This window comes from Acinetobacter sp. ANC_7503 (genome assembly GCF_056780035.1).
The window spans coordinates 58,307-70,269 of the sequence record NZ_JBWYJA010000007.1; the positions used below are offsets into that span (position 1 = coordinate 58,307).

13 protein-coding genes are annotated in these 11,963 nt (G+C 37.6%); 7 read left to right on the forward strand and 6 right to left on the reverse strand.

Features of this window, described 5'->3' with window-relative positions:
• Nucleotides 1-33: 33 nt before the first annotated feature.
• The 6 genes from AC1M9M_RS09025 (at nt 34) to AC1M9M_RS09050 (ending at nt 5,944) form a co-directional block, all read left to right on the forward strand.
• Nucleotides 34-624, forward strand: a complete 591-nt coding sequence (locus tag AC1M9M_RS09025) for a LemA family protein (RefSeq protein WP_481588600.1) — start codon at nt 34-36, stop codon at nt 622-624.
• Between the two features lie 60 nt (nt 625-684).
• On the forward strand, nt 685-1,719 hold the full coding sequence (locus tag AC1M9M_RS09030; RefSeq protein WP_481596163.1) for a TPM domain-containing protein: 1,035 nt from the start codon (nt 685-687) through the stop codon (nt 1,717-1,719).
• On the forward strand, nt 1,713-2,273 hold the full coding sequence (locus AC1M9M_RS09035) for a TPM domain-containing protein (RefSeq protein WP_481596164.1): 561 nt from the start codon (nt 1,713-1,715) through the stop codon (nt 2,271-2,273). Before AC1M9M_RS09030 ends, AC1M9M_RS09035 begins: the two co-directional genes overlap by 7 nt.
• A 181-nt stretch (nt 2,274-2,454) precedes the next feature.
• Nucleotides 2,455-2,907 carry a pilin gene (locus AC1M9M_RS09040; RefSeq protein ID WP_481596165.1) on the forward strand — a complete coding sequence of 151 codons (453 nt, stop codon included), beginning with the start codon at nt 2,455-2,457 and terminating at the stop codon, nt 2,905-2,907.
• A 60-nt stretch (nt 2,908-2,967) separates the two neighbouring features.
• Nucleotides 2,968-4,260: an O-antigen ligase family protein gene (locus tag AC1M9M_RS09045; RefSeq protein WP_481596166.1), complete on the forward strand. Its 1,293-nt coding sequence runs from the start codon at nt 2,968-2,970 to the stop codon at nt 4,258-4,260.
• A 61-nt stretch (nt 4,261-4,321) separates the two neighbouring features.
• Complete coding sequence (locus tag AC1M9M_RS09050) at nt 4,322-5,944, forward strand: PglL family O-oligosaccharyltransferase (RefSeq protein WP_481596167.1); 1,623 nt, start codon at nt 4,322-4,324, stop codon at nt 5,942-5,944.
• A gap of 36 nt (nt 5,945-5,980) precedes the next feature.
• Here AC1M9M_RS09050 and bfr read toward each other — a convergent pair whose 3' ends face one another.
• The 6 genes from bfr to gmk all read right to left on the reverse strand — a co-directional run bounded on the left by bfr (nt 5,981) and on the right by gmk (nt 10,767).
• Nucleotides 5,981-6,445: a heteropolymeric bacterioferritin subunit Bfr gene (gene bfr / locus AC1M9M_RS09055; RefSeq protein ID WP_035264352.1), complete on the reverse strand. Its 465-nt coding sequence runs from the start codon at nt 6,443-6,445 to the stop codon at nt 5,981-5,983.
• A gap of 229 nt (nt 6,446-6,674) precedes the next feature.
• Entirely contained in the window at nt 6,675-6,869 is a 195-nt protein-coding gene (locus tag AC1M9M_RS09060) for a bacterioferritin-associated ferredoxin (RefSeq protein WP_035264349.1), read from the reverse strand.
• Nucleotides 6,870-7,022: 153 nt separating this feature from the next.
• Nucleotides 7,023-7,406 carry a RidA family protein gene (locus tag AC1M9M_RS09065; RefSeq protein WP_035264336.1) on the reverse strand — a complete coding sequence of 128 codons (384 nt, stop codon included), beginning with the start codon at nt 7,404-7,406 and terminating at the stop codon, nt 7,023-7,025.
• 76 nt (nt 7,407-7,482) lie between these two features.
• The gene (locus AC1M9M_RS09070; RefSeq protein ID WP_481593371.1) at nt 7,483-9,585 is read right to left on the reverse strand and encodes a RelA/SpoT family protein; all 2,103 of its coding nucleotides are present in this window, start codon (nt 9,583-9,585) and stop codon (nt 7,483-7,485) included.
• Nucleotides 9,586-9,789: 204 nt separating this feature from the next.
• Complete coding sequence (gene rpoZ / locus AC1M9M_RS09075) at nt 9,790-10,071, reverse strand: DNA-directed RNA polymerase subunit omega (RefSeq protein WP_035264331.1); 282 nt, start codon at nt 10,069-10,071, stop codon at nt 9,790-9,792.
• A gap of 75 nt (nt 10,072-10,146) precedes the next feature.
• Nucleotides 10,147-10,767, reverse strand: a complete 621-nt coding sequence (gene gmk / locus AC1M9M_RS09080; RefSeq protein ID WP_035264330.1) for a guanylate kinase — start codon at nt 10,765-10,767, stop codon at nt 10,147-10,149.
• 134 nt (nt 10,768-10,901) lie between these two features.
• On the opposite strand from gmk, the gene ispH reads away from it, so the two are divergent.
• The gene (gene ispH, locus AC1M9M_RS09085) at nt 10,902-11,852 is read left to right on the forward strand and encodes a 4-hydroxy-3-methylbut-2-enyl diphosphate reductase (RefSeq protein WP_092766665.1); all 951 of its coding nucleotides are present in this window, start codon (nt 10,902-10,904) and stop codon (nt 11,850-11,852) included.
• Nucleotides 11,853-11,963: the final 111 nt, after the last annotated feature.

Consider the following 11,963-nt stretch of genomic DNA (forward strand, 5'->3'; position numbering starts at 1 on the left):
AAACAAATACAAATAAATAATGAGGTTGATGTCATGCAAATTTTAAAAAAATCAGCTGTTGTGCTCGCATTATCAAGTACCTTGCTTTTCACAGGTTGTGGGTACAATACACTTCAAGCGAAAGATGAAGCGGTGACTGCATCATGGTCTGAGGTACAAAACCAATACCAGCGTCGAGCAGACCTTGTTCCGAATTTGGTGAATGTAGTTAAAGGATATGCAAAACATGAAGAACAAGTTTTAACTGAAGTCACAGAGGCACGTGCAAATGTTGCAGGGCTCAAAGTTGATAAAGAAGTCCTTGAAAATCCTGAACTATTCAAGCGTTATCAAGAAGCGCAATCACAAATGACAAGTGCATTATCACGTTTGCTGGCAGTGACTGAAAACTATCCAGATCTTAAAGCAAATGAGCAATTCCGTGATTTGCAGGTACAATTAGAGGGTACAGAAAACCGTATAGCAGTTGCGCGTAATCGCTATATTTCTACCGTCCAAGATTACAACACCTATGTTCGTCAATTCCCACAAGTCATAACTGCAAAAGTCATTGGTATGGATGCAAAAGAAAACTTTAGTGCCGAAGCGAGTGCACAAAAGGCACCGAATGTTTCTTTTGATTAAATCAATGATTAGAAGTTAATGAATATGAGCATGAGAACACAGCATCTTAGACACAATAGTATGAAATTGATTTCATGGCTATTTGTCTTTGTGATGACCTGTACATTGCAAACGGTTCATGCAGAAACTGCAACAGCAGTAGATCATGAGTCTGACGCGATTGTGCTGGGAAAAGTGATTCAACCCAACTCAACAAATCCATCATCAAGTGCTCAGCAAAATAAACCAACACCAGTATCTCCTGTTACTGTTTCAAATGATATGCAGGAAGGAGACTCACGACGTCAACTTCCTACATTAAATGAACCTGTGATAGATCAGGCGAATATACTTTCTCCTCAAGAAAAGTCGGAGCTTGATACAATAATTCGCGGTCTATATAGCGAGGGTAAGGCTCAAATTGGGATCGTCATCGTTCCAACAACTGGTCAGGAAGGTATCTTTGATTTTGCAATGCGGACTGCACAGACTTGGGGGTTGGGTTCTGCTCAACAAGATAATGGCTTGTTAATCGCGGTGGCGATTAATGATCGAAGATTACATATCGCAACAGGTTATGGATTGGAAGGAGTGATTCCAGATATCGTTGCGAGTCGAATCATTCGCGAACAAATCACCCCTTATTTTAAAGCCAATGAATTTGGACAGGGTTTAATTGCAGGGGTCAGAGAAATTGAACGAATTGTTAACCTTGATCCTGAAATTGCCCAACAGGCTGCTGAAGAGTTGAAACTTAGACAAGAACAAGCCTTAAAAGCGCAATATGCAAAAGAAAAGACATTTAACACGGTATTATTTATTTTGATCGCTGGTGTGATTGGTTCTTTTATCATTGGTAATCGTTTAAGTGCTTCGGTCGCGGGTGTTACTGCTTTTGCTGCGAGCATGATTTATGGTTCAGGGATTTTAATCAGCTTGATTGTGGGTATCGGAATTTTCTTTTTATTATTTACATCCATCGCACAGTTGATTTTCCAAGCATTTTTATCTGGCGGAGGACGCGGCGGCAGTGGCGGTCGAGGCGGATTTGGCGGTGGTGGATTTAGTGGCGGTGGTGGTGGCTTTGGTGGGGGAGGTGCGTCAGGCTCATGGTAACAAAAACTGAAACGACAGAAATTATCACTGAACCAAAGTTGCAACAAGCATCTCAACCGAGCTTCAAGCGCTGGATTAAGCACTTTTGTTATTTGCCTGCATCTAAACGTTATTTTTCCAAGATGGACCAAAATGCAATTGCAGAGGCAGTGAAACAAGCGGAGCAAGGTCATGTTGGTGAGATTCAAGTGGTCATAGAGGGATATATTCCATGTGCCTTGGCTTATTCAATGAATACTCGTCAGCGCGCCGAACAACTTTTTGCTGAATTGGGTGTGTGGGATACAGAGTTTAATAGTGGTGTACTGATATATTTAAATCTATGTGAACAGAAAGTTGAAATTGTGATTGATCGTGGGATTCAAAACGCAACAACGCAACAAGATTGGCAAGCAATCTGTGATCACATGATTCGTGAGCTTAAAAATAAAAATTATAAACAGGGTGTTATTGTTGGTGTGATGGAAGTCGGCGAAATTTTGAATCGTTTTTATGATGATAAAGTGCAAGATTTAGCAAATGAGCTCAGTAATCAGCCAATTATTTTAAATTGATTTAAGAAAAGTGACAAAAAATGTCACTTTTTTACATAAATTAACATTAAAAATAAATTTGAAAAATATTTATTGGCAACCTTGAAGCGTTATCCGAAAATAGCATCAGTTAGTTAGCAACAACAAAATCTATTTTGGGGATAGGTTGTTAACTTTGAACTTAAAAATTAGGAGAGATGTTATGAACGCTCAAAAAGGTTTTACTTTAATCGAGTTAATGATCGTTGTTGCAATTATCGGTATTCTTGCTGCGATTGCGATTCCTGCTTACCAGAATTATATTGCACGTTCACAAGTTACAGATGCAATTAGTTTAGCTTCAGGTTTAAAAACTCCTATCGTTGAGGTTATGAGCCAAACAGCTGTATGTCCAGATAATAGTGATGAGACAAAAGCTGCTGGTCTAGCTTTAGAAAACACAATCTCTAGTAAATATGTAGCGAAAGTTACAACTGGTGGTACTGCACCTGCTTGTACTATTACAGCTAAATTCAAAAAAGATGGTGTCAATGCTGGTTTATCTGAAGGATCTATTACACTTACAGCTGTAGACAATGGTGGTTCTACAGATTGGAAATGTACTACAACTGATATTGATCAAAAATTCTTACCATCATCGTGTGTAAAATCTTAATTAGTACATGTCAAAAGAGCATCGTTTGATGCTCTTTTTTTTATGACTAAATTGTTGGTTATGAGTATTATTGTATTTTTATATTTAGTGGTAGTGCTATTAGGATTTCATTTGGGTTGGGTCGCGAATCCATATGATGAGTCTAGGGTGCTACAAATCATCTTAATTGTAGTTTTAAGTTTTTGTTATCTTGTTAAAAAAGATAAAAAAGAAGTCACTTTAGATAAAACATTGCTATTTTTTTTTATTCTCATAGCTTTATGGTTGGCGGTTGGAAACTGGTTTCGAGTTGTAGATTTAATTCTATGGTTAAATTTAGGCTTATTATTTTTTATTTTTAAAAAATTTGATTTTCATTCAAAAGTAACTAGAAATTCACTCATTTTATTAATTATTTTAGCTTTATTTATTCATTTTTTTATACCATTAGTGTTTTATGACTTTATAGTGAATGGGAAACTTTATAGTTGGCAAATGAATTCAAGTTCAATTCGTATATTGAATAGTGTGATCGTTCCGTTTTTTTGGTTAAGTTTTTTTCTTAAAAGAAAAAATAAATATATCAATGTTCTCTATCCATTCATTTGCTACTTTTTTGGATTAGGCTTGTTCGTTGATGGAGCTAGATCAGCTTTATTGAGTCTAATCATACCTCTAGTTTTGTTGTTCATTTTAAATCAAGAATATAGAAAAGAAGCCTCTAAAACTTTTATCTGGTTATTCTTTGCATTTATGACCTACCAAAGTGTCTATTACATTTATAATTTCCTTCATGAAGTTGATCGGTCATTGAATATAGCAAGGTACTCAAGTTCACACCGTTCTGAAATGTGGACTTTTATGTTTGAGCAATGGAAGAAAAATCCTTTATTAGGAACAGGTGGGGGCTATTTAGCACAAATTCAGTATCAATATGGTCATCATATCCATAATGTTTATTTGAGATTAGTTTTTGAATGGGGGATATTGGGCATTATCGCGCTGGTATGGTTAGGGTATCATTTTATGCGATTATTGAAATCTAGCGTTGATGTTGTGCTCAAAATGGGTGTTTTATCAATTGCAATTGATGCGATGTTCTCAGGCAATTTTATTTATCCGGTTTCTCAAGTGATCTGCGTACTTTTTATTGCATTAACTTTTAGTCACATGAAGACACAAGTAGTGACTAATTCGAAATATGTAATTAAAGAAAAATACCTTTTTTTGCCAATTTTTATTCTCTATTGCCTAATGATTATGACACATCTTGGTTCGGATATTATTTGTGTGGGGTGTGGAAGTGCTGAAGGTCGAGCAGCCCCATTTTTTTGGGAACATGGCGGTAGTACAAAATTGGAAAGAGTCGAATAAATTTGACGCTTTCAATTTAATAAATGATTTAAGATAGCTCAAACATTTTTTAAACCTTGTTATGAAATACTTTGTTCTTGCGATTTTTTCGTTAGTGATGGCTTGGCTCCTCCCATACCATCGCTCGCCTTGGCCAACTTTTGGCTCAGAAATACTAACTTTTATTGCAGCATCATTTTTATTGTTAGGCTTAGCAAAGTTTAAACTAAACATACCAAAACCACAGCTCCTGTTGCTGCCTTTCTTAAGTATTCCACTTATTCAATTTATTTTCGGACAGAACATCTATTTCAGCAATGCTTTATTTAGTTTTGCTTATATTCTGTTCTTTATGTTGATGGTGATTGCTGGATATCAACTTTGCCTCGAGCAGAAAAAGAGAGAACAAGTATTTAAAATTACCTGTTTAACATTTGTTTCAGTCGGAGTTATCTCAGCTATATTTGCTGTGCTACAGTGGTTGGATATGCATACCTTCTTTTCAGGTATTATTTATTCATTTAACGGCAATCGCCCGTATGCGAATTTAGCTCAGCCGAATAATTTAGCGACATTACTCATTCTAAGTTTATTAAGTAGTATTTATCTATTTGAAAAGAAAATAATTTCTAGTTTTTTTCTTGTGCCAATGTCTTTAATCACACTGTTTGGTGTGGTGTTAGCACAATCTCGAACAAGTATTATCGTTTGCGCTTTTATTGTGATCTATTGGTTAATCAAACAAGTCAAAAAACAGAATCGATTTTCTCATATCCATCTCGCATTATGGGTTGGCTTATTTATATTACTTTCATCCAATTTAGCATCTCTTAATCAATGGCTTTTTGCTGTTACAGATACTCAAACTGCTGTTCAAGGCTCAGCAATAGTGGCAAAAGGTGCAGGTGATATTCGTCTAGATATGTGGCAACAAATGTTAGCTGCGATTCTGCATCAACCATGGTGGGGGTATGGATGGAATCAAACAGGCTTAGCGCAATACTATATTACCGATACTTTCCAAGTTTCACTTTGGTATAAAAGTGCACACAACATGATTCTAGACTTATTAGTCTGGAATGGATTGATTCTAGGTGGGTTTATTCTTCTGTACTTTACAGCTTGGCTACTTTGGCTCAATAAAGGGGTGAAGGATAATATCTCGATCATTGCAACATTAATGGTATGTGCAATCCTCATTCATGGCATGTTAGAGTTTCCTTTGCATTATGCTTATTTTCTACTTCCAGCAGGTTTCTTACTGGGCATCATTCAGGCGCAATATAAAAATTTGCCTTCAGTAAAAATGAATGGTCGAGTGTTCGCAGTGATTGCTCTTATCACGATTGTGGGAGCTTTAGTTACGACACGGGATTATTTTTTATATAAAGAGCAAAGTGTACTCGCATCAAAGACTGAAGCTTTAACAGTAGATCAACAACACACCATGCAAAAGCAAATTTGGTTGATTACTCAATTTAAAGAGCGTGTGTGGTGGATTGGACTAGATCCTAAAACTGAAATGACAGAACAACAACTTGCTGATCTAGAGCGAATGGTTGCAAACTTGGCATCAAAATATGATTTACATAAGTATGCACAAGTGTTGGCTTTTAATGGTATGGAGCAAGAAGCGAAGCATCAACTATGGATTTTAGAAACATTGCATAAGCAACATATTGAGTATGATGACTTATTGAAATAAAAAAATCCCCGAAAGGGGATTTTTTTATTTCAATCATTAAATTTGGCTTTGAATATAATTCTCTACACCAACTTGATCGACAAGATCGAGTTGAGTGGTCGCCCAATCTAAATACTCTTCTTCTTTTTCTAAAATCTCTTGTACTAAATCACGCGTAACGTAATCGAGTTGTTCTTCTGCTAATTTCACAGCAGTTTGTATCGTTTCAATGTTTTCTTTTACTTTCCGAACATCGCATTGCAGCACTTCGATTGTGTGTTGACCAATATAGAGCTTACCCAGATGTTGAAGATTTGGAAGACCTTCTAAAAATAAAATGCGTTCAATGATTTTATCTGCATGCTTCATTTGGCGGATAGATTCTTTATATTCCGCTGAACCGAGTTGTTCGATGCCCCAATCATTAAACATGCGTGAGTGTAAAAAATATTGGTTGATGGCTGTAAGATGGTGGTAAAGCACCTGATTTAACTGATGAATAACGTCACGGTTGCCTTTCATGATCTTAGCTCCAAACTCAAAATTCAGCCTATCATAGAAGGCTATCGATAGAGATTATCTTAACCCAACTTGCTAAAGTCTGACGAGTAATTTATTGAACAGCAAATGAAAATCGCAATCAAATACACTTTTTCAAAAAATAACCCCGCTGAGTCAAAGCGGGGGGAGAAATTGGAAATCTGAATTATAGTTATAGAATGAGTTCTTATTATTTTTAGCACATTCTGAATTAAGCGGCGATTGAAATTCTGGCAGCTATTTCAGCAAGTTCTTCATTAATAATACTGCGTGCTTCAGGAACACAGCGTCCGCAACAAGTGCCTAGATCAAGCAAGTCACGAATTTCACGATAAGATTCAGCGCCATTTGCCATAGCATCTTTAATATCTTGATCTGTAATTCCACGACATAAACAAACGTACATTTCTGCTCAACCACAAGGATAAATGCGATAGTTGATATTATTGATAATTATTATCGTTTGTCAATGAAATTCATTTAAAAATGCTGTTTAATTCATCGATTTTCTAGATAAAAAAATACCACCTCATAGGTGGTATTTTTTAAGATATTGAAATTATTTAGAAATAATCACAACACCATCCATTTCAACCAGTGCCCCTTTAGGTAAACTTGCAACGCCTAATGCTGCACGCGCTGGATACGGCTGAGCGAAATATTCACCCATAATTTGGTTTACCAATTGAAAGTGAGATAAATCAGTGAGGAAAATATTCAGTTTGGCAATATCAGCTAAAGAACCACCAGCAGCTTCACAAACTGCTTTTAGATTATCAAATACACGACGAATTTGAGCTTCAATGCCCTCAACCAATTCCATGCTATATGGATCTAATCCAATTTGTCCTGAAAGATAAAGTGTATCGCCGACAAGAATGGCTTGAGAGTAAGTACCAATTGCAGCAGGTGCATTTTCAGTATGAATGACTTGGCGGGACATCTATTTCTCCATTATTCAAATCTAGCTTCATCATAAAGGATGAACACTATAGGTGAAAGCTCTAATCTGTATTTGTTTAGCAGGCTTGTGAGACTTCTTCAACTGCAAGAGGAGCTGACATGCGTGAAATACGCGGAAAACCAAATTGCATGCGGAGTTCACGAATGATTTGCGCAATTTGCTGACGACTATGAACAACAATACTCAGATAGGTTTTTGATTCGTATTGTCGAACGGACTCGATTCCGATTTTTGATTTACGACAGATATAAATCAGTTGTGAAATTTGCTCATCACTTAATAATAGATCGATACACAAGTAAGCATTGAAGTTGATTTCTGATTCACCTTCATCTTTCCAGTGCAACGGCATAATATTTTCAGGGTGTAACTGTTGTTCGTGTAGAAGGTTCTTACAGCGAGCACGGTGAACAATAAGACCGCGGCGAGATAAATGTCCCTGAATAGGATCGCCTAGCACTGCATTACAACAATGGGCATATTTTACATCTACACCATCAGTACCTAAGATCAGGCGACTTGATGCTTGATCTTGATGATGATCTTGAGCAAAGAGATGGTTCGCCACAAGTTGTGGGAGCAAATCACCTACAGCAATTTGTTCAAAAAGTTGATTCTTGCTTGGAATATGGCGCCATTGTAATAGTTCAGTCCAATTTTGATCGGTTAGATCATGAATAGAGGTATTAAATAACTTTAATGCACGATTTAAGGCTTGTTGACCGACAAGGCGCTGTTCATCAATATCTTGATCTCGCAAAATATTTTGAATAGAGCGTCTGGCTTTTTGAGTGTTGATAAAGCTCAGCCAATCCGGGTTGGGTGAAGCGAGAACATCTGTAATCACCTCAATGACTTGACCACTTGAGAGTGGTGTAGAAAGCGGTTTGATTTCACCATCAATTTTACAACCGACTGCATGGTTACCTAGGAATAAGCTCGCAGAGTAAGCGAAATCTACTGCTGTCGCTCCTTGTGGTAACTCATGTAAGTGACCTTGAGGAGTATAGACCCATATTTTTTCTTGATGTAGATAATCTAATAGATCATTAAACGTGGTCTTTGCACAGTCGCCACCGACTAAGGTATGCAAATTCTGCATAGATGCTTGAATGGCAGATCGGCATGTTTGAGGAGCATTTTCACCTAATACCACCCCAAATCGCGCAGCCTTACGCATAAGTTCAGTTTGTATGGTGAGCGAAAGCGTTGTTTTCTCGCCTTTCAAACGCAGCATTAAGGATTGATTGCCACCTGGAAGAGGGCGGCGGATATGATCTTGGTAATTTAAAACTTGGAAGTTATCTTTTAACAACTCAACTAAACGATCGCAATCGGCAATGGTCTGGAGAACGATTTCAAACGCATGACTATGTGTGAGTTCTTGAAGGTTAATTTCGTTTTTAACAAAGTGGCGTAGCAATTCAATGTTATTGTTTTTCTTTTTAATCCGCCCAGGAATATTGGAGTTTTCCAAGAGGTCACTCAAATGCTTTTCCCAAATGGCTTGGTATTTACAGCGTTGAGGTTTGGTTTGCGCCAAAGCATCTTGAACATCATTGAACATATCTAAATCAAGATTTTGATAGCAGAGGTGTTCAAGGTTGTCAGCCATTTCATTCATGCCGACCAAACGCGCCATTGGCACGAATATATCAAAAGTTTCTTGCGCAATACGGGCACGTTTATCCGGTCTTAAAGCTTCCAAAGTCGTCATATTGTGGTAACGGTCTGAAAGTTTAATGATGATCACACGAGGATCTTGTAACGTGGCTTGTAGGATTTTTCGGAATGAGGCTGCTTTATTATATTCTTTGTCACTAGAGTGGCTTAATTTCGTAACACCATCGACCAGCTCAGCCACTGTTTTGCCAAATTTTTCAGTAATGTCTTCTTTGCTAAAGTCGGTATCTTCAATGACATCGTGCAGTAGTGCTGCCATCAACGTTTCTGGGTCTAGGCGCATATGCGCCAGAATACAACTTACGGCTATCGGATGCAGAATATAGGGTTCACCGCTTTTGCGTGTAATACCATCATGTGCCATGTCAGCATAATCGCAGGCCACAAGCACTCTGTCGACGTCCTTTTCAGATAAATACGCGTCGATGATGACTTTTAGCTGTTGCTTAGCTTGGCTGACCAATGGGCCTGGCATACTACACCTTTGAATCCGTGGAAGAGAGTAAAAAGTAAAAGACTTTACTAAAAATTCATATTGCTACAATGCTCTATTTTTAAATAGAGAATAGCTCTAATTTTTTTAACAAATTTTTTCAATTTTGTCGAATCATTCTCTAAAAAAATTCAATAAAAAAGCCTAGTCACTGGACTAGGCTCTTTTAAATGCAGGTCTTAAAGCTTATTGGAAAGAAAAACCATCTAAGTTTAAGTTATTTGCAGAAAGTGCTAAATCTAAGCTAGACGTTTGATAATCTTGCTCACGCTGTTTCAAGATATCTTTAGTGACATGACCTTCAGCGATTTCACGTAAAGCAACCACTGTTGGTTTGTCATTGTCCCATTCTACAGTTGGTTCGATACCTTGACGAGCAAGTTGACGCGCGCGTTTGCTTGCCACTAGTACAAGCTCAAAGCGGTTGTCTACATGGTCTAAACAATCTTCAACGGTTACGCGTGCCATAAGAGTTCTCGTATGTATGAAATTTTTTAACAGACTGCGCAGTATAAAATGCTTTGTCTATAGACTCAAGTTTAATCACGAATTCGGTGTGATTAATTTTTGAATTAAATCTTTATGTCGGTGAGCCTGTTGTGATAATGAAAGACGGTTCGCATTAATGACAGACTCAAGATCATGTAAAGCTTTATTAAAATCATCATTCAAGATGATGTAATCGAAGTTTACGTACTGTTGCATATCTTCTACCGCACAACTTAAGCGATGTTCAATCACTTCAACAGAATCTGTACCGCGGTTTGATAGGCGTTGGCGAAGATCAAATTGAGTAGGTGGAAGAATGAAAATTTGTTTTGATTCAGGAAAAAGTTTGCGAACCTGTTCTGCACCTTGCCAATCAATTTCAAGTAAAACATCATGACCCTTTGCAAGTTGTTCTTTTACAGTCGCTTGTGAAGTGCCGTAGTAGTTACCGAAAACTTCCGCGTATTCGATGAAACCACCTTGATTCACTTGCTCAATGAAAGATTCTTTGCTGGTAAAGTGATAATGCACACCATCTAATTCACCAGGGCGTTGACCTCGAGTAGTGTGTGAAACAGAAACGTGTAAATTGCTTACGCGCTCAAGTAGGGCTTTAACTAATGATGTTTTGCCAGTTCCAGAAGCAGCTGAAACGACAAACAAGAGACCCGACATGATATTTTTCCTGATATGATAAAATATCTTCTCTATTTTAGAGCAGAGTGCTTTTAAACTAAATAGCAATTCGCATTTGTTTTAAAAAATATTCTGATTCATTGACCAAATTTTAGCGATCGTTTGAGGGTCTTATGGAAATTGTTTTAGCTAATCCACGTGGTTTCTGTGCTGGTGTAGACCGCGCTATTGCGATCGTTAATCGTGCACTTGAAAGCTTTAATCCTCCCATTTACGTTCGTCATGAAGTGGTACATAACAAATTTGTTGTGGACGATTTACGCCAACGTGGTGCAATTTTTGTAGATGAATTAGATGAAGTTCCTGATGACAATATTGTGATTTTTAGTGCACATGGTGTATCAAAAGCTGTACAACAAGAAGCTGAGCGCCGTGGATTAAAAGTATTTGATGCCACATGTCCTCTCGTGACAAAAGTGCATATCGAAGTAACAAAATATGCGCGTGAAGGGATTGAAGCTATTCTGATTGGTCATGAAGGGCATCCAGAAGTTGAAGGCACCATGGGTCAATATGATCTAAAAAATGGTGGTGCAATTTATCTGGTTGAAGATGAAGATGATGTTGCTGCTTTACAGGTGAATAATCCTAATAAGTTAGCATTTGTCACTCAAACGACACTTTCAATTGATGATACTGCAAAGGTCATTGATGCATTGCGTGCTAAATTCCCAGCGATCCAAGGGCCGCGTAAAGATGATATCTGCTATGCAACTCAAAACCGTCAAGATGCGGTCCGTGATTTAGCGACTCAATGTGATGTCGTTTTAGTTGTTGGTTCTCCAAACTCTTCGAACTCTAATCGTCTTCGTGAATTGGCAGAGCGAATGGGTAAGCATGCTTATCTCGTAGATAATGCGGATGAGCTGAAAAAGGAATGGTTTGCTGAAACCACTAAAATCGGTGTTACTGCAGGTGCTTCAGCACCTGAAATTTTGATCAAACAAGTGATTCAGCGTCTACAAGATTGGGGCGCTACGTCACCACAGGAATTAAATGGGCGAGAAGAGAACATAACCTTTAGCTTGCCTAAAGAATTGAGAATTCAAGTTACTCAAGCTTAATAATGAATTATCAATGACATAGCAGGATAAGTGAACAGATTGCAAAAGCGTGATCTTATCCTCATTTTAATACCATTTGTCATAACTGTGTTGGTTTTATAATTATAAAAT